The sequence below is a fragment of the Acinetobacter sp. CY17 genome (assembly GCF_059515825.1).
On the sequence record NZ_JCAKMX010000016.1, the window covers coordinates 20,731 to 45,085 of the forward strand.

General features: G+C 42.2%; 28 protein-coding genes. 6 read left to right on the plus strand and 22 right to left on the minus strand.

All coding sequences use genetic code 11. The annotated features are described in order from the left end of the window. The first annotated feature begins 148 nt into the window (after positions 1-148). Both rho and AC5YCI_RS11320 read left to right on the plus strand, forming a co-directional pair. Positions 149-1,417 (plus strand): transcription termination factor Rho, encoded by a 1,269-nt coding sequence (rho, locus tag AC5YCI_RS11315; protein ID WP_004812998.1) that lies wholly within the window; start codon positions 149-151, stop codon positions 1,415-1,417. A 419-nt stretch (positions 1,418-1,836) separates the two neighbouring features. Continuing rightward, complete coding sequence (locus AC5YCI_RS11320) at positions 1,837-2,115, plus strand: hypothetical protein (protein ID WP_496130018.1); 279 nt, start codon at positions 1,837-1,839, stop codon at positions 2,113-2,115. Positions 2,116-2,236: 121 nt separating this feature from the next. Here AC5YCI_RS11320 and AC5YCI_RS11325 read toward each other — a convergent pair whose 3' ends face one another. The 3 genes from AC5YCI_RS11325 to pheS all read right to left on the minus strand — a co-directional run bounded on the left by AC5YCI_RS11325 (position 2,237) and on the right by pheS (position 6,069). Further along, entirely contained in the window at positions 2,237-2,533 is a 297-nt protein-coding gene (locus AC5YCI_RS11325; protein ID WP_067731076.1) for an integration host factor subunit alpha, read from the minus strand. After that, entirely contained in the window at positions 2,530-4,911 is a 2,382-nt protein-coding gene (gene pheT, locus AC5YCI_RS11330) for a phenylalanine--tRNA ligase subunit beta (RefSeq protein ID WP_496130019.1), read from the minus strand. Before pheT ends, AC5YCI_RS11325 begins: the two co-directional genes overlap by 4 nt. 177 nt (positions 4,912-5,088) lie before the next feature. After that, the gene (gene pheS, locus AC5YCI_RS11335) at positions 5,089-6,069 is read right to left on the minus strand and encodes a phenylalanine--tRNA ligase subunit alpha (RefSeq protein ID WP_122900217.1); all 981 of its coding nucleotides are present in this window, start codon (positions 6,067-6,069) and stop codon (positions 5,089-5,091) included. Positions 6,070-6,222: 153 nt separating this feature from the next. Here pheS and AC5YCI_RS11340 point away from each other — a divergent pair, with 153 nt between their 5' ends. Next, complete coding sequence (locus tag AC5YCI_RS11340; protein WP_496130020.1) at positions 6,223-7,224, plus strand: hypothetical protein; 1,002 nt, start codon at positions 6,223-6,225, stop codon at positions 7,222-7,224. A 5-nt stretch (positions 7,225-7,229) separates the two neighbouring features. Here the strand turns inward: AC5YCI_RS11340 and AC5YCI_RS11345 are convergent, their stop codons facing one another. The 4 genes from AC5YCI_RS11345 to rpmI all read right to left on the minus strand — a co-directional run bounded on the left by AC5YCI_RS11345 (position 7,230) and on the right by rpmI (position 8,655). Next, complete coding sequence (locus AC5YCI_RS11345) at positions 7,230-7,760, minus strand: P-loop NTPase family protein (protein ID WP_496130021.1); 531 nt, start codon at positions 7,758-7,760, stop codon at positions 7,230-7,232. A gap of 17 nt (positions 7,761-7,777) precedes the next feature. Beyond that, on the minus strand, positions 7,778-7,969 hold the full coding sequence (locus tag AC5YCI_RS11350; RefSeq protein ID WP_496130022.1) for a hypothetical protein: 192 nt from the start codon (positions 7,967-7,969) through the stop codon (positions 7,778-7,780). 120 nt (positions 7,970-8,089) lie between these two features. Continuing rightward, positions 8,090-8,449: a 50S ribosomal protein L20 gene (rplT, locus tag AC5YCI_RS11355; RefSeq protein ID WP_004647525.1), complete on the minus strand. Its 360-nt coding sequence runs from the start codon at positions 8,447-8,449 to the stop codon at positions 8,090-8,092. A gap of 11 nt (positions 8,450-8,460) precedes the next feature. After that, positions 8,461-8,655 carry a 50S ribosomal protein L35 gene (gene rpmI, locus AC5YCI_RS11360; RefSeq protein WP_122900225.1) on the minus strand — a complete coding sequence of 65 codons (195 nt, stop codon included), beginning with the start codon at positions 8,653-8,655 and terminating at the stop codon, positions 8,461-8,463. Positions 8,656-8,857: 202 nt separating this feature from the next. On the opposite strand from rpmI, the gene AC5YCI_RS11365 reads away from it, so the two are divergent. After that, a complete protein-coding gene (locus AC5YCI_RS11365; protein ID WP_496175545.1) occupies positions 8,858-9,574 on the plus strand; it encodes an energy transducer TonB family protein in 717 nt (238 codons plus the stop codon). Positions 9,575-9,583: 9 nt separating this feature from the next. Here the strand turns inward: AC5YCI_RS11365 and AC5YCI_RS11370 are convergent, their stop codons facing one another. From AC5YCI_RS11370 to AC5YCI_RS11380, 3 genes are read right to left on the minus strand one after another with little or no spacing between them, the layout of a single operon-like run. Beyond that, positions 9,584-10,006 carry a YqaA family protein gene (locus tag AC5YCI_RS11370; protein ID WP_496130023.1) on the minus strand — a complete coding sequence of 141 codons (423 nt, stop codon included), beginning with the start codon at positions 10,004-10,006 and terminating at the stop codon, positions 9,584-9,586. Position 10,007: 1 nt separating this feature from the next. Continuing rightward, positions 10,008-10,292 (minus strand): hypothetical protein, encoded by a 285-nt coding sequence (locus AC5YCI_RS11375; protein WP_496130024.1) that lies wholly within the window; start codon positions 10,290-10,292, stop codon positions 10,008-10,010. 43 nt (positions 10,293-10,335) lie between these two features. Beyond that, the gene (locus AC5YCI_RS11380; protein WP_496130025.1) at positions 10,336-10,959 is read right to left on the minus strand and encodes a glutathione S-transferase N-terminal domain-containing protein; all 624 of its coding nucleotides are present in this window, start codon (positions 10,957-10,959) and stop codon (positions 10,336-10,338) included. Between the two features lie 242 nt (positions 10,960-11,201). Here AC5YCI_RS11380 and AC5YCI_RS11385 point away from each other — a divergent pair, with 242 nt between their 5' ends. Beyond that, positions 11,202-11,666, plus strand: a complete 465-nt coding sequence (locus AC5YCI_RS11385; RefSeq protein WP_496130026.1) for an Hsp20 family protein — start codon at positions 11,202-11,204, stop codon at positions 11,664-11,666. Positions 11,667-11,713: 47 nt separating this feature from the next. Here AC5YCI_RS11385 and infC read toward each other — a convergent pair whose 3' ends face one another. Both infC and thrS read right to left on the minus strand, forming a co-directional pair. Then, positions 11,714-12,262, minus strand: a complete 549-nt coding sequence (infC, locus tag AC5YCI_RS11390) for a translation initiation factor IF-3 (RefSeq protein WP_168401791.1) — start codon at positions 12,260-12,262, stop codon at positions 11,714-11,716. Positions 12,263-12,267: 5 nt separating this feature from the next. Then, positions 12,268-14,190 carry a threonine--tRNA ligase gene (thrS, locus tag AC5YCI_RS11395; protein WP_496130027.1) on the minus strand — a complete coding sequence of 641 codons (1,923 nt, stop codon included), beginning with the start codon at positions 14,188-14,190 and terminating at the stop codon, positions 12,268-12,270. A 324-nt stretch (positions 14,191-14,514) separates the two neighbouring features. Here thrS and AC5YCI_RS11400 point away from each other — a divergent pair, with 324 nt between their 5' ends. Beyond that, on the plus strand, positions 14,515-16,134 hold the full coding sequence (locus AC5YCI_RS11400) for a glutamate synthase-related protein (RefSeq protein WP_496130028.1): 1,620 nt from the start codon (positions 14,515-14,517) through the stop codon (positions 16,132-16,134). Between the two features lie 23 nt (positions 16,135-16,157). Here the strand turns inward: AC5YCI_RS11400 and yjgA are convergent, their stop codons facing one another. From yjgA to der, 10 genes are all read right to left on the minus strand, one after another. After that, the gene (gene yjgA, locus AC5YCI_RS11405) at positions 16,158-16,691 is read right to left on the minus strand and encodes a ribosome biogenesis factor YjgA (RefSeq protein WP_496130029.1); all 534 of its coding nucleotides are present in this window, start codon (positions 16,689-16,691) and stop codon (positions 16,158-16,160) included. Between the two features lie 2 nt (positions 16,692-16,693). Then, positions 16,694-16,963 (minus strand): HPr family phosphocarrier protein, encoded by a 270-nt coding sequence (locus AC5YCI_RS11410; RefSeq protein ID WP_154772117.1) that lies wholly within the window; start codon positions 16,961-16,963, stop codon positions 16,694-16,696. Then, positions 16,960-17,811 carry an RNase adapter RapZ gene (gene rapZ, locus AC5YCI_RS11415; protein ID WP_496130030.1) on the minus strand — a complete coding sequence of 284 codons (852 nt, stop codon included), beginning with the start codon at positions 17,809-17,811 and terminating at the stop codon, positions 16,960-16,962. The genes AC5YCI_RS11410 and rapZ overlap by 4 nt, the downstream gene beginning before the upstream one ends. A 19-nt stretch (positions 17,812-17,830) precedes the next feature. Beyond that, entirely contained in the window at positions 17,831-18,676 is an 846-nt protein-coding gene (panC, locus tag AC5YCI_RS11420; RefSeq protein WP_496130031.1) for a pantoate--beta-alanine ligase, read from the minus strand. Positions 18,677-18,679: 3 nt separating this feature from the next. Continuing rightward, a complete protein-coding gene (gene panB / locus AC5YCI_RS11425; protein WP_496130032.1) occupies positions 18,680-19,489 on the minus strand; it encodes a 3-methyl-2-oxobutanoate hydroxymethyltransferase in 810 nt (269 codons plus the stop codon). A 46-nt stretch (positions 19,490-19,535) separates the two neighbouring features. Beyond that, the gene (gene folK, locus AC5YCI_RS11430) at positions 19,536-20,021 is read right to left on the minus strand and encodes a 2-amino-4-hydroxy-6-hydroxymethyldihydropteridine diphosphokinase (RefSeq protein ID WP_496130033.1); all 486 of its coding nucleotides are present in this window, start codon (positions 20,019-20,021) and stop codon (positions 19,536-19,538) included. Next, positions 20,018-21,478: a polynucleotide adenylyltransferase PcnB gene (gene pcnB, locus AC5YCI_RS11435; protein WP_496130034.1), complete on the minus strand. Its 1,461-nt coding sequence runs from the start codon at positions 21,476-21,478 to the stop codon at positions 20,018-20,020. Before pcnB ends, folK begins: the two co-directional genes overlap by 4 nt. Positions 21,479-21,616: 138 nt before the next feature. Further along, a complete protein-coding gene (locus tag AC5YCI_RS11440; protein ID WP_496130035.1) occupies positions 21,617-22,003 on the minus strand; it encodes a ComEA family DNA-binding protein in 387 nt (128 codons plus the stop codon). Positions 22,004-22,006: 3 nt separating this feature from the next. Further along, positions 22,007-22,768: a nucleoside triphosphate pyrophosphohydrolase gene (gene mazG / locus AC5YCI_RS11445; RefSeq protein WP_496130036.1), complete on the minus strand. Its 762-nt coding sequence runs from the start codon at positions 22,766-22,768 to the stop codon at positions 22,007-22,009. An 85-nt stretch (positions 22,769-22,853) separates the two neighbouring features. Further along, positions 22,854-24,263, minus strand: coding sequence for a ribosome biogenesis GTPase Der (der, locus tag AC5YCI_RS11450; RefSeq protein WP_496130037.1), 1,410 nt, complete (start codon positions 24,261-24,263; stop codon positions 22,854-22,856). Positions 24,264-24,355: the final 92 nt, after the last annotated feature.

A 24,355-nucleotide genomic window follows, 5' to 3' on the forward strand; every position in this document is an offset into this window, starting at 1 on the left:
TTGTTTTTACACAATTCTGAAACAATCGTTCCAAATTTTGAATTGTTGCTGTACAAAACAATGACGTGCATCTCTTGTCCGTTTGCGCTCGTATGTTGCTTCCTTTCTTACACTTTATCCTAGAATTTTACATTCTATCTGACCACCTATGAATTTAACAGAACTCAAGAAAAAACCGATTGGCGAACTCATCAAGATTGCCGAATTTATGGGCCTTGAAGGAATGGCACGTAATCGCAAGCAAGATATTATTTTTGCGATTTTAAAGCGCCACGCAATGAATGGTGAAGAAATCTTTGGTGACGGCGTTCTCGAAATTCTGTCAGATGGTTTCGGCTTTTTACGTTCAGCTGCGGGTTCTTATCTTGCCGGCCCAGATGACATCTACGTAAGCCCATCGCAAATCCGTCGTTTTAACTTACGTACGGGCGATACAATTACAGGCACCATTCGCCCACCAAAAGAAGGTGAACGTTATTTTGCCTTACTCAAAGTGAATCAAATTAACTATGACACGCCTGAAAACTCACGCAACAAAATTTTGTTTGAAAACCTAACGCCGCTTTTCCCAACCGAGCAATTGGTAATGGAATTGGGTAACGGTACCACTGAAGATTTAACTGCGCGTGTGGTTGACTTAGTCGCTCCGATTGGTAAAGGTCAACGTTCTATTATTGTTGCACCGCCTAAAGCGGGTAAAACCATGTTATTACAAAACATCGCGCAGTCGATTGTGCGTAATAACCCTGAATGTTTCTTAATTGTGCTTTTAATTGACGAACGTCCTGAAGAAGTTACCGAAATGGAACGTACCGTTCGCGGTGAAGTGATTGCCTCAACCTTTGATGAATCGCCTGCGCGTCACGTGCAAGTGGCTGAAATGGTGATTGAAAAAGCCAAGCGTTTAGTTGAACACAAAAAAGACGTGGTGATTTTACTTGACTCGATCACTCGTTTAGCACGTGCCTACAACACCGTGATTCCTTCATCAGGTAAAGTCTTAACCGGTGGTGTGGATGCCCATGCCCTAGAACGTCCAAAACGTTTTTTTGGTGCAGCCCGTAACATCGAAGAAGGCGGTTCACTTACCATCATTTCAACTGCTTTAATCGAAACAGGCAGTAAAATGGATGAAGTGATTTACGAGGAATTTAAAGGTACAGGTAACCAAGAAATTACCCTTGATCGTCGTATTGCAGAAAAACGTGTTTTCCCTGCGATGAACATCAAGAAATCAGGTACACGCCGTGAAGAACGTTTAATGTCTGAAGACAATCTACGTAAAGTTTGGATTTTACGTAAATTATTACATACCCAAGATGAACTTGCTGCTATGGAATTCTTGCTTGATCGTATGAAAGAAACCAAAACCAATGATGATTTCTTTGATCAAATGAAACGTAAAGCTAGCAACTAATTAAGGCTTGCTTTACGGTTTAAATAAAAGGCTGTCTCTAACGACAGCCTTTTATTTTGGTTGACATAATTTACATAACTACACAATTCATTCATTCCTTTGTAAACTTATTTTTAAATCTATGATTCTAAAAAAATAAATATAAAAAATATTAGTCTTTTTAACCAGTTATTAAGTATTTCTCCAATATAAACCTTTGCCTTGATTGTTATTTTCTGTTAAAAAATCGTCAATTTATCTGCTTTTTCGCACTTTTTTTCCAGTTGCCTAGTGGCATTTCAAAAAGCGCAGTGATAGCATATTCGCATACCAGTTAGACTGCTCCTGCATTGTTAAACCTAGTGTTAAAATTAGGTCAAATAACAGCACACAACAGGCTAACTTAGGTCTTTTTTATCTCATATTTAGAGAGTGATGCCATGTTATTCAAAAAAATCGCTATTGCTGCTGCAGTTGCTACTACTTTAGCTTTCGTTGGTTGTGCTAAAAAAACTGAAGAAGCTGCTGCTGACGCTAACGCTGCTGCATCTGAAGCTGTTGTAGCTGCATCTGAAGCAACTGCTGCTGCTGACGCTGCTTCTGTTGCTGCTCCTGCTGCTGCTTCTGAAGCTGCTGCTGCTGCTTCTGAAGCTGCTGCTGTAGCTGTTGACGCTGCATCTGAAGCGACTGTTGCTGCTTCTGAAGCTGCTGCTCAATAATCTAAACTTTAGATTATTTGAAAAAAAGGGAGCCATTTGGCTCTCTTTTTTTATGTTTATATCATTTCAATATAAAAAAACCTGAGCCAAAGCTCAGGTTTTTTAGTTGACGCTACAGGTCTTAATCGACTTGCTCAGTCCCTACACGTTGACGGAATTTTTGACCCGCACGGAACGTTACCACACGACGTGCAGAAATCGGAATTTCTTCACCCGTTTTTGGATTACGACCTGGACGCTGACGTTTATCACGTAGCTCAAAGTTACCAAACCCCGATAATTTTACTTGTTCACCTGAAATCAGTGCTTGGCTGATCTCATCAAAAAATAACTCAACCATTTGTTTCGCTTCACGACGATTTAAACTCGTGAGCTCACTTAAATGATCAGCCATTTCTGCTTTTGTTAATGCTGTCATGAAGCCCTCAATGTCGCTTGGTAAGTGTCTGCTAACACTTGTAGGATATTATCCATACCGGATTTAATTTCAGCATCTTCGAGTGTACGACTTGGATGCTGCCATAAAATAGCAAATGCCAATGAGCGTTTGCCTTCTTCTACGCCTTGTCCAGTATACACATCGAATAACCAAGTTGAGTCGAGTAACTCGCCGCCGGTTTTTTCGATAAGTTGCTGAATTTCGCTAACATTAATCTTATCATTAATTAAAAGCGCAATATCACGTCGAACTGATGGAAAACGTGATAATTCTGTAAAATTAGATACATAAGTTTGCAAAACAGCCGCTTGATCAAGCTCAGCCACCCAAGTCATGCCTAAATCTAAATCCGCTTCTAAAGATGGGTGCAAACGACCTAAGTAACCAATCGATTGACCATTCACAATAATTTCAGCAGATTGACCAGGATGTAACCAGCTACGTTCAGAACGAACAAAATCAGCTTTGACACGCGCAGCAGTCAGAATCTCTTCGACATCACCTTTAAAGTCAAAGAAATCCATTGGCTGAGGTTTACCATGCCAAGATTCTTGAGTTTTAGCACCTACAGCAATTAAAGCTAAAGTCGGAATTTGTTTGAGATCATGAATGCTTGCTGCATCTTGATAATCAAAACGTAGACCGAGCTCAAAGAAGCGTACACGGCTTTGTTGACGGTTAATATTGTGTTGTACACAAGGAATTAAGCTTGAAAGTAAGGTCGAACGCATTACCGCTAAATCGCTTGAAATTGGGTTGGCCAATGCCAATGGATTGACCAAAGGGTTCAATTGCTTTTCAAGTTTTAAATCGGCAAAGCTAAAGCTAATCGCTTCTTGATAACCTAAAGTCACCGCAGTTTGACGCAATTGCGCAAGCTCGAATTGATCTTGGTATTTTGCCAGTTTTGCTTCAATCACAGGCAAGCTGATTTGAATATTGTCGTAACCGTGAATACGCGCTACTTCTTCAATGAGGTCTTGATAGATCGCCATATCAAAACGGTGCGATGGCGGCACCACTGTCCACTCACCTTGCGCTTTTACAGTTACCGTGCAACCTAGACGAGTTAAAGCATCGGTAATAAAGTCAGATGCTACTTTATAACCCAATAATTGATCGACTTGTGCTTGGTTTAACTCAATCGCTTCACGCTTTGGCAAAAGCTCTGGTTTTTCAGCCACGGTAATTGGACCAAACTCACCACCGGCAAGCTCAGAAATCAATTGTGATGCACGATGCATGGCAACTAGCGGCAATTCAAAATCGACACCACGTTCGTAACGCTGCGATGCATCGGTATGTAAACCAAAGCTACGCGCACGACCAGCAATATGTAGTTGATCGAAGAACGCAGATTCTAAGAAAATCTCTGTGGTTGCATCAGTCACAGATGAAGATAAACCACCCATAATACCAGCAATCGCTAAGGCTTTATGGTCATCGGCAATCACCATGACGTTGTCTTGTAACTCAACTTCTTGTTCGTTGAGTAAAACCAGTTTTTCACCTGCTGTGGCTTGACGTACACGTACCGCACCATTAACTTTAGCAGCATCAAATGCATGTAACGGTTGACCAAGCTCCATTAACACATAGTTGGTGATGTCGACCAAAATGCTGTGCTGACGGATACCAGAACGCGCCAATGCACGCTCCATCCATTCAGGGGTTGCTGCTTTAGTATTGACGTTTTTAATCACACGACCTAAATAACGTGGGCAGCCATCAGTTTCAACCACAACTTGCTTTTCGTCAGCAATGCTTGCAGCGACTTCTTTAATTTCAGGTGCAGTTACAGGAAGTTGGTTAATCACACCAATTTCACGGGCGATCCCACGAATACTGAAACAATCACCACGGTTAGGCGTGATACTGATGTCAATCACGTTATCATCTAAGTGTAGATATTCACGGATATTCATACCCACAGGTGCATCACTTGGTAATTCTAATAAACCATCAATTTTGTCTTCTAAATCAATTTCAGACGCACCGCAGAGCATACCTTGTGATTCGATGCCACGCAATTTGCCTTTTTTGATTTTAAAATCGCCCGGCAATACTGCACCAATAGTCGCAACAGGGGCTTTCATCCCTGCACGTACGTTTGGCGCGCCACAGACAATTTGTAAAGGCTCAGCTGCACCAATGTTGACTGTGGTTACACGTAAACGATCTGCATCAGGGTGTTGTTCTACTGTTAACACTTCACCTACAACCACACCAGTAAATGGTTTTGCTGCTGGCGATAAATCATCCACTTCTAGACCAAGCATAGTCAGTTGGTCAGAAAGTGTATTGCTGTCGATGGCTGGGTTGACCCACGTACGTAACCAATTTTCGCTAATTTTCATACATTCAATTCCTGAATCTCCCCTAACCCCTCTTTAACAAAGAGGGGAATACCTATACGTCTATTTGTTCCGTATAAGTCCCCCTTTCTCAAAGGGGGATTTAGGGGGATTATTTAAAATCTAAAAACTAATTTATGTCCCAAACCCCAATTTATATAGGGAGAGGATTAAAAATTCTTAAGCAAACTGGCGTAAGAAACGCACGTCGTTTTGATAGAACATACGCAAGTCGTTAATGCCATAACGCAGCATGGCAAAACGCTCTACACCTAGACCAAAGGCAAAACCTTTGTATTTGTCTGGGTCGATACCTGCAGAGCGAAGTACATTTGGATGTACCATACCGCAGCCCAACACTTCTAACCATTTGCCACGCTCATCCATAATATCCACTTCGGCACTTGGCTCTGTGAATGGGAAATAAGATGGACGGAAACGCACTTTTAAGTCTTTTTCAAAGAATTCATTTAAAAGATTAACCAATAAACCTTTTAGTTCTGCAAAGCTGGTATTTTCAGCTACATATAAACCTTCGATTTGATGGAACATTGGTGAGTGAGTTTGATCCGAGTCACAGCGATAAACACGACCCGGACATACAATACGGATTGGCGGTTGCTGCGTTTCCATAGTACGAATCTGTACACCAGAAGTATGGGTACGTAGTAAATGATTCACATCAAAATAGAAGGTGTCGTGCATGGCACGCGCAGGGTGATGACCTGGAATATTGAGTGCTTCAAAGTTGTGATAATCATCTTCAACTTCAGGGCCAGTTGCAACGGTAAAGCCTGCTTTGGTAAAGAATTGGCAAATACGCTCTTGTACTTGGGTCACCGGATGGATGCTACCCACACGTTGGCCACGGCCCGGTAGACTAATGTCAATCGTTTCGCTGGCAAGTTTTGCAGCCAATGCGGCTTGTTGTAGTGCAGTTTGACGCTCAGTTAACGCAGCGTTGATTGCTTCACGTACAGCATGAATTTGGGCACCAAACTCTTTACGCTGTTCAGGGTCCATTTTGCCTAAAGACTTTGATTGCTCAGCAAGCTGGCTTTTCTTACCCGTAAATTGCACTCGTACTTGATCGAGTGTAGCAAGGTCCTCTGCTGCTGCGATGGCAGCGAGCGCTTCAGTAGTCAGGGCTTCCAGTGACATAGTAACTCTCAAAGCAACATTTAAAATATAATTAAAACCCATCATTCTAACAGTTTTTCAGTATTTTAATGAAGCAAGTCTTTAACGAAAATTTTATTGTCACTGGGTTTTTACACAGGCTAAGATAAAGTTAAATTTATTGAGACTCATCGCATGGCGCTTGACCCCATTTGGCAACAACAACTCACACTGGTCACTTACGGCAATCAATATCTGGCTCAAGACCTAAGTTTTAGCCGCTGGGTCAATCATGCTATTTTTCAGCAACATGCCTTTGCCTTTCGTGATCTGATCTCACAGCAACTCTTGGCACAACATTTTCAAATTTGGTTAGAAGGCTTAAAAAGCCAAGGGGTCACCCGTTTAAGCTTACATTGCTCTAGCTTATTGCTCGATGAAGATAATCCTAATCCAAGTGTAGAACTGGTGCCCTATGCGCATTTTATTGTTAGTCATAGTAAGAAACATACGCACGCATGGATTTGCGGGCGTGAATTAGCGGCATGGTATCGCTTAGAACAAGACTATGCAGCACCCTTAGGCCAAGAAATCCCGATTCGTTTCGAAACCCTATGGCGTTATGAACTAAACGCCAAACTAGCAAAACGCGTTGCCGCAGATTTACAACAGCCCAATTGGGATGAAATTGAGCAATTTCTGCAAACAGAGCTTTTTCAAACCCCATTGGCACAAGACTTCCAAGCGCCACAGCTGGATTTACCTTATTATGGAATTGAAGATCCACAAAATAGCAGCGTGTATTTAACCTTGATACCAACAGACGTTCAGGCCGATTATGCCCATCAAAGTTTGCATCGTTTAGATGCTTTAAGCCAATATATTGCACAGCGTCAAAAAGCGGCTTTACACACAGATGGTTCTAATTTCAGTGCCGATGAGCATCTTAAATATCGCCACTTCGCACAAAAACTTGATGATCTACAGGGTAAATTTATTGTTAAAGTCGCCAATCATTATGCGACTGCACGGTTAAGTTATGTGGCACAAGAAAGTACACCTTTAGACAGTAATATACACACGCCCTCTCGGCAATTACCTGAAAAAAGCCAAAAAAAAGCCAGTGCAGGTAACGTGATTGCCTTAATTTTTATTACTGCGCTACTGTGTGCAGCGGCTTATTATTTTGGTTTTTAAAAAATTTAAAGATGCAGTTTGCTTAAAAACAACTGCATCTGTTGTCTAGAGCAAAGACGAATAAATTCAATGCCATGCGGTTGTTGCATTAGGCTTAAATAGCGCCGTCGATTTTTTTGATGGGTTTTCATCATCCACCAAATAATCGACTCTTTAGACAGCAGCTTTGCCCACGTTTCTCGATTATTAGAATGCGGCCACAGGGGTTGTTGGCTAGACGCGCGTTGTACTGCCCGAGTGATGGCTTGTTTAAAGTTAGGCCAAAAGGGTAAATCGAGCCAAATAATGCAGTCAATATGTTGCCATTTAATGTTTTCAAGCTGGCTATAATTGCCATCAATTACGTAACCCTGTGGCGCGGCCTGCATACGCTGCTGCAATTGGCGCTTAAAATCGTCTACATCACGCTGTTGCCAATCATCCAACCAAAACAAATCATCTAATTCAATATAATCCAGTTGTAGCTTGGCTGCTAAAGCTTTGGCAAAGGTTGATTTGCCACTCGCTGAGGTACCAATCACATTGATATAACGCACAAACGCTAGACCAAAGGTTAATTAATCGGTTTTAAGGCAATTTTTATCTGCTGTGGGCTATTCGGATCAATAGTATGGGTGACTGATGCCACTTCAGCTTCAATGATGTCGTCATCTTGCTGAATTTTTAAATATTCGCCCTCACGTGGTAAAACGCTTAATTCAACCACAAGACTACCTTGCTCTAAACCTGTAATTTCAACTTGCATGTTTTTATTCCTGTATTTTTGTTTTTTTCTACTATAAACCGATTTAGAGCTTGATCTAGCACAAATATGTAAACAAAAAAAAGACCGCTAAAAGCGGTCTTTTTCTTAAGTCATAAAGACTTATGCAGCCAATGCATCTTTAGCTTTAGAAGCTAAAGCAGCAAACGCAACTGCGTCATGCATAGCGATGTCAGCAAGTACACGACGGTCGATAATCACTTGAGCTTTTTTCAAGCCAGCGATCATACGGCTGTACGATAAACCATTTTGACGAGCACCAGCATTGATACGCGCAATCCATAAAGCACGGAATTGACGTTTCTTTTGACGGCGGTCACGGTAAGCATATTGACCAGCTTTGATTACCGCTTGGAACGCTACGCGGTAAACGCGTGAACGAGCACCATAGTAACCTTTAGCGCGAGCAAGAATTTTTTTGTGACGGCGATGAGCCTGTACACCACGTTTTACACGAGCCATTTATAATCTCCTTAGATGTACGGGCACATAGCGCGAACTGCTGCAACGTCACTTACGTGAACCATTACACAGCCGCGTAATTGACGAATACGCTTAGCAGATTTTTTGGTCAAAATGTGGCGTTTGAACGCTTGTTTACGCTTAAAACCGTTTGCAGTCGCTTTGAAGCGTTTAGCTGCACCACGGCGAGTTTTCATCTTAGGCATAACAACCTCTTTTGAACACCTGTTCGGCTCGTTTGCACCATTGCAAAACGACCTGCAGGTAAGGGAGCCGATATTCTAAAGCATCTTTGTCTAAAACAAAAGCATCCTTGCTCAATATAAACTGATCTTTTTACTTGCGAGCGCATCGGTTTTTGGAAATACTTGAGCGCATTATTTTTGTCCTTTTATTAAAATATTGGTTATGAAAGCAATTCTCGCTTTAGCTGTTTTAAGTATTCCTCTGAGCTTAGCGCATAGTGCTGAGCTAAAAACCCAACAATTAACTCCACAAAAGAGTGCAGCCCTGCCCGCGCACCTCACCACACGGATTAATTGGAGTCAATTTCCCAAACCAAACTATCAAAACCAAGATTTAAATGGACAAGATCGCAGTGCGATTTTACGTATTTATGCCGATGAAACAGGCCAAGTCACCAAAGCCCAAGTTCAAGAAAGCACAGGAATTAAAAAGCTAGATGAGGTCTTAATTAAAGCGGTGTATGCAGCTCAAGTAAAGCCACATCAAATCAAAGATGTCACTTTACCTATTATTGGTTACCAAGTCTTTAATTTAAATTATCAACAAGATGGTTCTGAAGTTTGCCAATATCAATTTAATTCTAAAGCCTGGCAAGATCAGCAAAAGACTGGCTTTCGCTATATGATACAGCCGCAATTAGCACTTAACGAAAATGAACTCAATGCACATGACCGCAGCATTAAGTTTAAGCTTAAGGTCAACAACAAGGGGCAAGTTAAAAAAGTCAAAATTACCCAAGGTTCAGGTGTTTATGCAGTCGATCAAAAGCTTAAAGCCGCTGTACAATCTGCACAAGTCAAAGTAGCACGCAAATATTGGCTGTATAAACCCAATACTTTAAAAGATGAAATTACTTTTAAATTGAATGCTTGCGATTAAGATTAAATATTACCACGCTAAAAAAGCCAGATAAATAAACACATAACGTCCGATTTTTGCCACACTCACCAAGAGTAAAAATCGGATGATGTTTTCCTTCATTAAACCCGCAATTAAGGTAATTGGATCACCAATGATCGGTGTCCAACTGAGCAGCAATGACCAAAAGCCATAACGCTGATAGATTTTTTGGGCTTTTAGCAGCTTTTGATCTGAAACTGGAAACCATTTTTTATTTTTGTATTGTTCGGCTTTAACACCAAGCCACCAATTGACACAGCTGCCTAAAATATTACCAATACTTGCCACGCTAATCAGTAAAATCGGAGCATAACTGGTTTGAGCAAATAAAGTCAGTAAGACTGCTTCTGATTGCAGTGGTAATAAGGTCGCTGCACCAAAGGCACTGACAAATAATAACAATAAAGCCAAATTACAAGCCTAAACGCTTTTTAGTCAGACTATATTCAAGGCTTGACCAAATACACATTAAAATCAGCACCGCAATACGTGCCCATGTATAAAGCTGTGCAATCGGCTGAATCGCCTCACGTAATATCCCTTGATCTTTGGTCGCAAGGCTTTCGGCAATTTTTTGCACATGCACCGCTTCTGCCACAAACAGCAATAAGCACAAAGCAATACCAAAAATAATACTTAAATAGATCCGTGCGTTGTTTTCAATAATACGGGTAAGATTTAAGAAAAACTGCTGCATTGATCAAGACCATTCAAAAAAAATCCTGCGCATAGTAGCAGATTTAGGCGCTGACCTGAATGCTCAAGGCGCGTTGTACAGCTGGCCGCGCAGTTAAGCGTGTGACATAGTCTTGCACATACGGATAATCTGCTAAATCAATCTGCTGCCATTCATGCCGTAAAATCCAAGGCAAAATTGCCATATCCGCAATCGAATACTCACCTGCCACATATTTTCGCCCAGTCAGCTGTGTATTTAACACTTGATATAGACGTTTGGTTTCATTGACATAGCGCTCAGTCGCATAGGCAATTCGTTCTGGTGCAAAACGGCTAAAATGATGATTCTGACCCAGCATCGGGCCAAAACCGCCCATTTGCCACATGAGCCATTGCTCGACTTCTACGCGCTCGACTTCATCAGTTGGATAAAATAAACCCGTTTTACGGCCTAAATATTGCAAAATCGCGCCCGATTCAAAAATCGAAATCGGCTCACCGCGCGGCCCATGCTGATCAACAATGGCAGGGATTTTATTATTGGGTGAAATCTTTAAAAATTCAGGCTGAAATTGCGCATCTTTTAAAATATTGATGGGGAAAATTTGGTAGTCCAAACCCATTTCTTCTAAAGCAATACTAATTTTATGGCCGTTGGGTGTACCCCAATAATATAAATCAATCATTAGCCTGTGAAACTCCATCTCTATGTAGAACGACTTTTTTTATAGCATGCTTTTGCTTACAAAGCCGTCAACAAATTGTGTAAAACACTGCAAAAAATTGCTGAAGTAAAACTTGAAATTTTTTAGCGCATACCGATATAAAAATTACGCAAACGATCTGTGATGATGTTAAGCGTCAGGTTGTGAATTTCTATTACAGCCACTTATTTATATGACTTTGCTAACCTTAGGAGGTTTTATCAATGAGTAACATGACTCTAAGCCCATTATTCCGTCGTGGTATTGGCTTTGACCGTCTAAACGATTTCTTTGACTATGCAATGCAAAGCGATACCCCCAATTATCCACCGTATAATATCGAAAAACGCGGTGATAATACCTATCGTATTGTGGTGGCAGCGGCTGGTTTTGCCCAAGATGAACTTGCGATTCATCTTGAAAACCGTGTTTTAAGCATTAGTGCACAGCCACAAGCTCAAGACAATGAGCAAGTTGAATTTTTGCATAAAGGCATTGCACGCCGCGCCTTTAAACTGTCATTGCGTTTAGATGAGTATATTGAGGTGCAACAGGCGGACTATCAAAATGGACTTTTAGCCATTGATCTGCAACGTATTATTCCTGAAGAAAAACTTCCGCGCCAAATTCCAATTGGTCGTAAACTCGAACAGATTGAGAATGTAACGGCAGAAGTCATTTCAGAATAAGGCATAAAAAAAGCGCTGCAATTGCAGCGCTTTTTTCTCATGAGTGCTTACTTTTTCTTTTTAGGACCAAGTAGCATACCCATTTGACGGCCTTCCATTTTTGGCGCTTGTTCAACAACACCATATTCAACTACGTCAGCTTCAACTTTTTGTAGTTGCGCAAGACCCAATTGTTGGTGTGCCATTTCACGACCACGGAAGCGTAAAGTGATTTTCACCTTGTTGCCTTCTTCAAGGAACTTGATGATTGCACGTAATTTTACGTTGTAATCACCAACATCAGTACCAGGGCGGAGTTTGATTTCTTTCACCTGTACTTGATGTTGTTTTTTCTTCGCTTCTTTCTGCTTTTGTTTGAGATCAAACAAATGCTTGTTAAAGTCCATGATTTTACAAACAGGTGGCTCAGCATTGGCTACGATCTCAACCAAGTCAAGATCTACAGCTTCTGCAGCACGTACTGCATCAGCTAAGCTTACAATACCTTTTTGCTCACCATTTTCGTCTACAAGACGAACTTCTTTAGCACGAATTTCATCATTCAAAGCAGGACGGTTTGATTTACCGCCCTGTTGATTACGGTCAGGCTGTTTAATCGCTTTTACTCCACAATGTACCGGCCGCGTTCGGCAACGGCTACTTTCACTAAGTCAACGAAAGCATCGATTGACATAGTACCCAAATTTTTCCCTGAACGGGTACGTACGTTAACAGTACCTTCCTCAACTTCACGGTCACCTAGAACCAGTAAGTAAGGGATACGTTCTAAAGTACGTTCACGAATCTTAAAGCCGATTTTCTCATTTCTCAAGTCTGAAATCGCGCGGATACCGCTTTCTTTAAGTTTTGCGACGACTGACTCACATGCCTCGGCTTGTGAATCTGTAATATTCATCACACATGCTTGAATTGGCGCTAACCATGGTGGCATAAAGCCTGCATAGTGTTCAATTAAGATACCAATGAAGCGTTCGAAACTTCCTAAGATCGCACGGTGCAACATCACCGGTTGGTCACGGTCGTTATCTTCTGTGACATAAGAGGCATCTAAACGCTCTGGTAAGTTAAAGTCACATTGAATCGTACCACATTGCCATACACGGCCTAAGCAGTCTTTTAATGAGAATTCAATTTTCGGACCGTAGAACGCGCCTTCACCCGGTTGTAATTCCCATTCAAGACCTGCTGCATCTAAAGCATCTGCCAAAGATTTTTCAGCCATGTCCCAAAGTGCATCATCACCCACACGTTTTTCTGGACGTGTAGAGAGCTTCATTTGTACGTCTTCAAAGCCGAAGTCTTTGTACACATCTAAGGTCAATTTAATGAAGTTTGCCACTTCTTGACCAATTTGTTCTTTGGTACAGAAGATATGCGCGTCATCTTGGGTAAAGCCACGTACACGCATAATCCCATGTAATGAACCTGATGGTTCGTTACGGTGACAAGAACCAAACTCAGCTAGACGTACTGGCAAATCACGGTACGATTTTAAACCTTGGTTGAACACTTGTACGTGACAAGGACAGTTCATTGGTTTAACCGCGTAGTTACGGTTTTCAGAATGGGTGGTAAACATGTTGTCTGCATAGTTTGCAGCATGGCCTGATTTTTCCCATAACGTGAAGTCAACCACTTGCGGTGTGCGAATTTCTTCATAACCGTTGTCTTGTTGCACTTTACGCATGTATTGTTCAAGCACTTGGTAAATGGTCCAACCATTTGGATGCCAGAATACCATACCTGGTGCTTCTTCTTGCATATGGAACAAATCAAGCGCTTTACCAATTTTACGGTGATCGCGCTTTTCTGCTTCTTCAATACGTTTTACATACGCTGCAAGCTGTTTCTTGTCTGCCCACGCGGTACCGTAAATACGTTGAAGCTGTTCGTTTTTCGCATCACCACGCCAGTAAGCGCCCGACATTTTGGTTAGTTTGAATGCTTTTAAGAATTTAGTGTTAGGTACGTGCGGACCACGGCACATATCTAAATAATCTTGATGGTAGTACAAGCCCATTTGTGTCTCGTTGGGCATGTCTTCGATCAAACGTAATTTATAGTCTTCGCCACGTTTGGTGAATTCTGCAATGACTTCATCACGCGGCGTCATTTTTTTAATCACGTCGTAATCTTGATCGATAAGCTTTTTCATACGCTCTTCGATTAAGGCCATATCATCTGGGGTAAATGGCTTTTCACTGAAGATATCGTAGTAAAAACCATCTTCAATGACCGGACCAATCACCATTTTTGCTTCTGGGAACAATTGCTTAACCGCGTGACCCACTAAGTGCGCGCAAGAGTGACGGATGATATGCACACCATCTTCGTCTTTAGGCGTGATGATTTGTAAGGTTGCGTCTTCAGTGATTAAGTCAGATGCATCAACCAGCTGACCGTTCACACGGCCTGCAACTGTATTTTTTGCAAGACCCGGACCGATGCTCAGCGCAACATCCATCACAGATACGGCTTGATCAAATTGTTTTTGATCGCCATTTGGCAAAGTGATAATTGGCATAAAAAATCCTTAAGGAGTGATGCCCCGTACAATAGAGCATATCACCGCGAGATTATGATCGAGGGAAACCCTCAAAAGATAAAAACGGTGGATAAATAAAAATCGTGTAAAATTTTACACGGCTTCGCACTTTTAATAAACCGTTAAATCAGTATCAATGCGCGCCAATTGCTGATTCTGCCTTACATATTTAATTACATCTGCCGGCTGTTTTTGCTTACAAAACTGATTATGTTGGTCAAGAACCTTTTTATTCGGGTTTATTTTTTCACATATCAAAACAAAAAGACCCCATCCCATTTAATTTAATTTAGGCAGGTCATTATGCAAAAACAATCCTTACTTTGTTGGTCTTCCCTTGCTGTTTTAACACCCACCTATGCTTTGGCTGCCAATGTGGATTTGGTGGTACTACGTTTACCCGATGATGATCCTGAACAGGTCATTGTGATGTATGGTCGTTGTCAGCATCGTGGTGCTTTAATGTCTGATGCGCATATTCAAGGCAATAAGATTGTCTGTGGCCTACATGGCTCGCACTACGTGTATAAAACTGGCATTAACCCACGTTATTTAAATAAAAACTTACAAAAATTTAAGGCATGGATTGAAAACGATCAGGTCATGGTCGATGTTGAAGAAATTGCTGCATGGGAACAGCGTAATCCACAGCAGTTTAACCGTGAACGTTACCAAGGTTTATATGCTGACTCACAAGCAGCACCTGAAGAACCGCATAACCGTTTTATTTTAGATTTGGCCCGTCATGGCTTAAAAAATTACGGTCATCATGGACCAACTGCTGCCATGGGCGTGGCTTTTGACAAGCTGCCAAAATGGGAAGATATTCAACTGGTCACAGCCCAGCTTTGGAAAGTACCCTTGTTGGATGATGCTCCTGTTAAAACTCAAGTGGTGATTGGCCCCAATGCCAAAAAACCTGTGCTTCTTGATATTCCTTTATTTGTTTCAGATATGAGCTTTGGCGCTTTATCACAAGAGGCCAAAACGGCTTTGGCCATCGGTGCTGAGATAGCAGGTACAGGCATCTGCTCAGGTGAAGGTGGCATGTTAGAAGATGAACAAGCCGCTAACTCACGCTACTTCTATGAATTGGCTTCAGGTCGCTTTGGTTATGACATCGAGAAAGTGAAAAAATGCCAAGCCTTCCATTTCAAAGGTGGTCAAGCCGCCAAAACCGGCACAGGTGGGCACTTACCGGGGCATAAAGTGGTCGGTAAAATTGCCGAAGTGCGTGGCTTAACAGCAGGTCAAGCTGCGATTTCCCCTGCAACCTTCCCAGATTGGAGTGAACTGTCGCAGTATAAAGAGTTTGCAGCTTATATACGTGAAGAAACGGGTGGCATTCCGATTGGCTTTAAACTCTCCGCTCAGCATATCGAAAAAGATATTGATGCCGCGCTTGCCATTGGCGTGGACTATATTATTTTAGATGGTCGTGGCGGTGGTACAGGCGCAGCTCCAACCTTGTTCCGTGATAATATTTCAGTCCCAACCATTCCAGCGCTGGCACGTGCACGGCGCCATTTAGACCGTTTAGGTCGTCGTGATGTCAGTTTAGTCATTACAGGTGGTTTACGTGTCCCTGCCGACTTTATTAAGGCTTTAGCACTGGGTGCAGATGCGATTGCCATTGCCAACTCTGCTATGCAAGCGATTGGCTGCTTAGGCATGCGCGCTTGTCAAAGCAATGACTGTCCTGTAGGTATTGCGACACAGCAAGAGCATTTACGTCAACGCCTTGAAATTGAAAAGTCAGCACAACAGTTGGCCAATTTTTTACATGCCTCAGTAGAACTGATGCAAGTGATGGCACGTGCTTGTGGTCATCATCATTTAAATCAATTTAGCTTGGCAGATTTAAGTACATTTAAACACGAGATCAGTGCGTTAACAGGCATTGAATATGGCGGTATACGATAAAAAAGCGGCCAAAGCCGCTTTTTTTAATTATCTGAAATCAGCGCCACTTGCTGAATATAGTTAAATAATTTTAACTTTGAAGCCGCAAGTTCTTCTGCAGAGACTTGTTTTGCCATATCACGATGAATACGCAAAATATGCTGACGGATTGGATGATGCTCCGCCGCATTATGGGCTTTCATAAACTCTTTAATCACCGGTTCGCCTTGGTTAATCATACGATCAACCCAGCGCTGTAATTGCGCAGTTTTCTTAGCACCTTGTTGCGGGGTTAAATAAGACAAAATCATGCTTTCATCTTCATTACGCAACAATTTACCAATACGTAAAAACTGACGACGACGTGCCTCGCCTGAAGTAATCGCACGTACGTCTAGCAGTGCGTCAATTAAGCGTTCTTCAACTGGGAGGTTATTGATCTGCTTAACATTAAGCTGTGCAAGCTGCTCACCTAAAGCGGCCATACGTTGTACGGCTTTTTTCTGTTCGGTTTTACTTGCACGTCCTTCCAAAGACTCAAAGTCGTCTTCGGTAAAACGGGATGGTCGACGTGCCACGATTAATCTGCCTCGTAAAATTTTGCTGCAAACAGTGCTTGAATTTCAGATAAAGCTTTTTCTTCATCTGCACCTTCAATCACTAAGCGTAAAGTTGTGCCCTTGCCCGCACCAAGCATCAGCAAAGACATAATATTTTTTGCATCTACTAATTTATCACCTTTGCCAATTTGAATCGACGAACGAAATTTGGTGGTGACTTCAATCAGCTTACCAGATGCACGCGCATGTAAACCTAGTTTATTAATTACGTCAACAGTTGTGTCGATCATGACCAGTGCTTCATTTCTCGGTGGAGGACTTGAATAGACCATTTTGCCTCAAGGGCTTGCCTTAGTCTATCTACTATATATACAGAACGGTGTTGACCACCGGTACAACCAATGGATACGGTCATATAATGGCGATGCCCTTCTGCAAAGGTGGGCAACCACTTTTCTAAAAACTGATAAATATCATTAAACATCTCATGTACTTGATCACTTTGTACTAAAAAATCTTGTACCGGTTGATCAAGTCCTGAGTATTGACGTAATTCTAAATCCCAATGCGGATTGGGTAAATGGCGTACGTCAAAAACATAGTCGGCATCCAATGGAATACCATGTTTATAGCCAAAGGATTGTAAAATTAAAACCAAGCGTTCGTTTTGTCCAAGTTTAGACAACAATACATGCTTTAAATCATGGACGCTTTTATCTGTGGTATCAATGCTCACCGTGGCGCGCATTTGGATAGGAAGAAGAAGATTTTTTTCCTCTTGAATACAAAGACTTAAACTTTGGAAGCGGTTGGATAAAGGGTGCGGACGCCGTGAAGCACTAAAACGGGCAAACAGTTCTTTGTCTTGCGTGCTTAAAAAGATGACTTCCACTTCACCATGTTGTTGCAACAAAGCGAACACATCATCAAATTCTTGCAAGTCAGCACGGGTGCTACGTACATCCACACCCAATGCTAACAGTTCAAGATTATTTTCATAATCGAGTTTTGCGACAATTTCAGGTAACAGTGCCAAAGGCAAATTATCAATACAGTAATAGCCCAAATCCTCCAATACCTGTAAGGCAGATGATTTACCTGAGCCTGATTGTCCTGTAACGATTAAAATCCGTTTCATGGCAATGTTCCCTTTAAAATTAAGCGCTATGTTTAACCTGTAAATTATCGATTAAACGAGTTTCACCTAATTTTGCCGCAACAAACAATACAATATCTTGTTCAAATTGTTCGATTTTGTGAAGTTCAGGCGTACGTGCTTCAACATAATCCACAATAAAACCGGCATCAGTTAAAGTTTGAGCTAGAACCTCTAACACTTGAGCCAAAGCCACACCTTCATGGAGCTGACTTTGGGCTGCTTTTAAGCTCTGATAGATGGTTGGGGCAATCGCGCGGTGTTCTGGACTTAAATACCCATTACGCGAACTTAAGGCTAAACCATCTTCTGCACGAGCAATCGGCACCCCAATGACTTCAAGCGGAATATTTAAATCACGCACAAACTGACGAATCACTGCCAACTGTTGGTAATCTTTTTCACCAAAGAATGCATATTTTGGCTGTACCATATTAAACAATTTGGTCACCACAACCGCCACGCCATCAAAATGCCCTGGACGTTGTAAACCGCATAGATCTTCTGTAATGCCAGCGACTGAAATATTGGTCAAACGCGGCTGAGTACCATACATTTGTTCAACAGTTGGCGCAAAGACAATGTCACAGCCCACTTCAGCCAATAAACGCTGATCTTGCTCGAGCGTACGCGGATAGCTGTCAAAATCTTCATTAGGTCCAAATTGAATAGGATTCACAAAGATACTTACGACCACCACGTCACATAATTTTTTCGCTTCACGAACGAGGTTTAAGTGACCTTGATGTAGGTTACCCATCGTTGGTACAAAGCCAATGATTTTGCGTGCTGCACGTGCTGGGCTTAATGATGCGCTTAAACCCTGAATTGTGGTTTCTGTTTTCATTGTTTACAGTTCTACCTGAAAGGTTTGTTCTTTCGCTGGGAAAGATCCGTCTAATACTGCAGCATGATAGGCTTTAAAAGCATCTAAAATGGCAGTTTCCCCTGCTTGCTCTTTCATAAAGTTACGTACAAATTTTGCCACGCGACCAAATGTTAAACCAAGCATGTCTTGTACAACCAAAACTTGTCCGTCTGTGGCATTGCCCGCGCCAATTCCAATTACAGGGGTATTTGGGAATAATTGGCTAATTTCTTGCCCCAACTGTGCCGGTACACATTCAAGTAATAAAACTGCAGCACCTGCCTCAACCACCGCTTTACAATCTGCAATCAGTTGATCAGCAGCTTCACGGGTACGCGCTTGTAACTTATAACCACCTAACACATGCACTGATTGTGGGGTTAAACCCAAATGTACACATACCGGAATACCATTACGGGTTAAAACTTCAACGGTTTCAGAAAGCCAAGCACCGCCTTCCATTTTGACCATTTGCGCGCCTGCTTGCATCACGGTACGTGAGTTTTGCAAAGCATCATTTAAAGTGGCATAGCTCATAAATGGCAAGTCAGTCATAATGAATGCATGACTGTTACCGCGGCGTACCGCAGCTGTATGATAGGCCATATCGTCTACGGTCACAGGTAAAGTCGAATCACGCCCTTGAATCGACATGCCCAACGAATCACCAATCAAAATACTATCGATTTGGGCAATTTCCATGGCTTTGGCCATGCTGGCGTCATAACAAGTAAGACATGAAAATTTACGTGCTTCAGCTTTGAACTTACGCAAATCGCTTAGACTGATCATGTAGCTATTCCTCTATGGAAGTAAAAAGGACTTCCCTCAAAAAATCTTAAAGTTGAGCCCAGTTATGCTCTGCACACACAGTTAAGGTGGCATGTTGAACTCGGCTTAAATGTTGTAGTGTTTGACCGTGAACTTGTAAAAATGGGTCAAGATCTAACAGCGGCAATAAAACAAATTCACGCTCAAGTACACCCACATGCGGCACAGTTAAACGTTCATGTTGAATCTGCTCATCGCCATAAAGTAACAAGTCCAGATCTAAAGTCCGCTCACCCCAATGGCGTAAACGTACTCGACCCGCTTCTTGTTCAAAGCGTTGTAATTGATCTAATAAATCTAAAGGTGCAAGATCAGTAGTCAGTTGTACCACTGCATTCAAATAATCCGGTTGATCTTGCGGTCCCATCGGTGGACTTTGATACAGCTTTGAGGTTTTAACATTACCCAAGCTGGATAACTTGGCTACTGCTTCAGCTAAAATCTCGCGTGAATCCCCTAGGTTACTGCCTAAGCCAATATAAGTGACAATCATTGCGTTGGTCCAAAAATCACTTGGCTTAAATCACGCTGTACGCGTTTACGCTTTAAAATTGGATGATCTGAACCAATGCTACCGTCGGTTGAACCTGACGCCACAGAACGTTCCACTTTGGCTTGTACTTCTTGTTTGGCCTTACGCTGACGACGGCTACGTGATTCAGGCTCTTGTACCAATGGCTCAAGTTCTTGTAGTTGGACTTTAGCCACCACCTCTTCTTGACCCTTGCTACGACGGCTTTTGGCACGCTGACGGTTATATTGACTGATGGCACGTTCTTTTTGGTCACCGCTCATCACTTGATAAGCATCCCACCATTCGCCCATCCCTTGCGTGCTATGATCACCTGATTTTTCACGTAACAATAGGAAGTCAAAACCAGCACGGAAACGTGCATGCCCCGATAAGGCCTCAATTTGCTGTGGCTTTGGATTGAGTAAGCGGGTTTGCATTTCCCATACTTCACGAATAAAGGTTTCAGCAAAACGCGGAATAACCGTACGCGTGCTTTGACGTTTGAGCACGTCTAGACCTGCTTGCGCGCGTGCTTCTGCGGCAACAACACCTTTATGCTGATAAAAATCACAGCGCTCTTGGAATTGCTCCCACAGCAATACAGCATAGAAAAAGGCAGGATTGATGGTTTTACCGATTGAAATCCGTTGATCAGTATTCTTTGCCGCACGTTCAATAAATGGGCTAATACGCGGTTTAATATCAGCAAATAATTGTTGCCAAATACCAAATTCGATCAGCATAGGCATCACTCGATTTAAGTGGCCCATAGTAAATAATTTTTGTGATTCATCGTATAAACGATGCGGTGACACATCACGTAATAATTGTGTTAATTCTGGTGTAAAGACATCCAAAATTTCAGGCGCAATATTAAAGTTTAATTTGGCGGCAAAACGTAGTGTACGCAGCATACGCACAGGATCTTCTTCAAAACGCGTTTGCGGATCGCCCAGTAGACGTAAAGTTTTATGTTTAATATCGTCGACCGCATTACAAAAGTCTAAGACAATGCCTTTACGCGGTTGGTAGTACATCGCGTTAATTGAAAAGTCACGGCGCGCAAAATCTTGCTCAATCGTACCCCAATTGTTGTCACGTAAAATCATGCCTTGAGCAGAGGTGACCGCTTTTTTAGGTGGCGCACGGAAAGTCGCGACCTCAACTAGCTCACGACCAGAATAGACATGAGCCAACTCAAAACGACGACCGATAATTCGGCAACGACGACCGAATACTTCTTTAACTTGGCTTGGGGTCGCATTAGTGACAGCGTCAAAATCCTTTGGATTAAGACCAAGCATTAAGTCACGAACACCACCGCCCACAATATAGGCCTCATAACCCGCTTTAGTTAAAGCATCGATGACATCTAAAATATAAGAAGGTAATTGTGCGGTAGATAAACCGCATTTTGACGCGCGCAAGGTTTGCAAAAGACGCTGTCTCCTACGTCTGAACGTAATGTATTAAGATGTCGCTAATCATATCGCTTACACCATCAAAGGGCAATTTGATAATCGAACAGAAATTATCGAAGCGGGCCTAGATCAGCATTTTTTTTGCAAATTCTGTTATAAAGCCAAGCGTGCACGATTTTTCTCCAATAATTTTGGCCCAATGCCTTTGACATTTTGTAAATCATTGACGTTTTTAAAGCGCCCATTTTGCTCACGATATTGAATAATCGCTTCGGCTTTTTTCTGACCCACGCCAGAGAGTTGCTGTAACTCTGTAACGGAAGCACTATTGATGTTGACCTTAGGTCCAGTGGCGCCCGATTGAGATAAACTCGGTTTTGATAAATAATAATTCGGATCTTGGCCAGCTTTTTGCGCTTTTAAACGTGCATCAATGGCCTGTTGCTGCGCTTGCCATTTGGCATAGTCTTGATCAAATTTTTGATTGGCGTGTGCTACAGCAGCAACACACAATACCATCAGCATGCAAATGATTCGCATCATTTATCTCCTTTGCTGCTTGGCTGCCTCCCATAATTGATCCATTTCTTCTAAGCTCATGTCGTCTATGCTTTTGCCTTGTAGTTCAGCGTGTTGTTCAATATAGGCAAAACGTGTGCGGAACTTATGGATAGTGCCAAGTAATGCAGTTTCACTTGATACTCCTAGTTTACGCCCAACATTGACCAGTGAGAATAAACAATCGCCAAACTCATCCTGAATTTCATCGGAATTTTGGTTGAGCATGGCTTGCTTTAGCTCACCGAGTTCTTCCTCTAATTTGTCATAAGCGTCTTGCACATTGGCAAAATCAAAACCAATTTTTGCAGCATTTTTTTGAATATATTCAGCTTGTTGTAAACTTGGGCCAGGTTTAATTTCATCTAAACGCGCGTGCAGCTTGCCTTGTTTTTCTTGGGCTTTAATTTGCTGCCATAACTCAGAGACTTGCGCAGGGCTCAGCTGCTCAAATTGTTCTGCCTCAAAAACATGCGGATGACGACGAATCAACTTTTGGCTAATGGCATTGACTACATCATTAAAATCAAAGGCACCTTGTTCACTATACATTTGCGCTTGAAACACCACTTGTAACAATAAATCGCCCAGTTCATCGCGGATGTCATCGAGCTGACCACTGCGCACAGCATCTTCGACCTCATAGGCTTCTTCAATGGCGTAACGGGTCAGGCTAAGTGGCGTTTGCTCACGATCCCAAGGGCATTTTTCGCGTAATTCACGCATAATCTCTAACAGTTGTTGCATCAAAATGTACTCATCTATTTTGTGTTTATTGTAAAGAAAAAACCCAGTCATCTAGACTGGGCTTAAGCTCAAGCAAAAGAAAAACTTAGCGTTTAAATTTCTTCTCAGCTTTCTTAAATTTCTGTACATAACGACGTTTACGCGCAGCAGCACGCTCGTCCATTTGTGACTTACGACCTTCAAATGGGTTTTCTGAGGTTTTAAATTCAATTTTTACTGGCGTACCTTCAAGTTTATACACTTTACGGAACACGTTTTCTAAATAACGACGATAATCCGCAGGCGTTTTATCTACCTTGTTACCATGAATCACAATCGTTGGTGGGTTTTGACCGCCAATATGCGCATAACGCATTTTAATACGACGACCTTGAACCATACCCGGTTGGTGTGCTTCGGTGGCATCTTGCAAAATTTGTGTAATTTTGGCAGGAGAAACTTTTAAGCGTGATGAATCATAAGCACGGTGAATTGAAGGATAAAGATCACCTACACCTGTACCATGCAGTGCAGAAATTAAATGCACTTTGGCCCATGGAATAAAGTCAAAGCGACGCTCCACGTCCAATTTACATTGTTTACGATCATATTCAGACATGTTGTCCCATTTGTTGATCGCAATCACCATGGCACGACCTGCTTCTAGGGCATAACCAATTAAGTGTAAATCCTGCTCTACAATACCGTCACGCGCATCAATCACCACCACAATCACATTGGCATCTTTAATTGCTTGTAAAGTTTTCACAATCGAGAACTTCTCGATCATTTCGTCGACTTTACCTTTACGACGTACACCCGCAGTATCAATTAAAGTATATTTACGGCCATCACGTTCAAATGGAATATAGACAGAGTCACGCGTTGTACCCGGTTGGTCAAATGCCACTACACGCTCTTCACCCAGTAGACGGTTCACCAATGTTGATTTACCCACATTTGGACGACCAATAATGGCTAAACGTAAACCGGTGTCTTTATCGTGATCTTCTGGATTTTCGTCTTCAGGTACATCTTGTAACACATCTTCAAGCATTTGCTGTACGCCGCGGCCGTGGCTGGCTGCCACTTGCATCGGTTCGCCCATACCCAACTTATAGAATTCAACCAAAGCCGCTTCAGCGTGTACGCCATCGACTTTGTTGGCCACAAGATAAACTTTTTTACCTAAAGTACGTAATTCACGGGCAATTTGCTCATCAGATGCAAGTAAGCCTGCGCGCGCATCAACCACAAAGATAATGATGTCTGCTTCGTTAATGGCAGTTTTAGATTGCTCTGCCATGTATGAGTCAATACCGCCTTCACTCTCACCAATACCGCCGGTATCTACCACGATGAAAGATTTATTTTGGTAAGTTGCATCACCATATTTACGGTCACGTGTCAGACCTGCGAAGTCTGCCACCAATGCGTCACGGCTCTTGGTAATCTGGTTGAACAGCGTTGATTTTCCGACGTTCGGACGACCAATGAGCGCAATTACGGGTTTCATAGATTAACCTTATAGTTAAGATCAGCCAGTACAAGTGGCCTGAACATCAGAAACAATGGGAAGAAAAATGAGTCAAAGACTAAATAAAACAC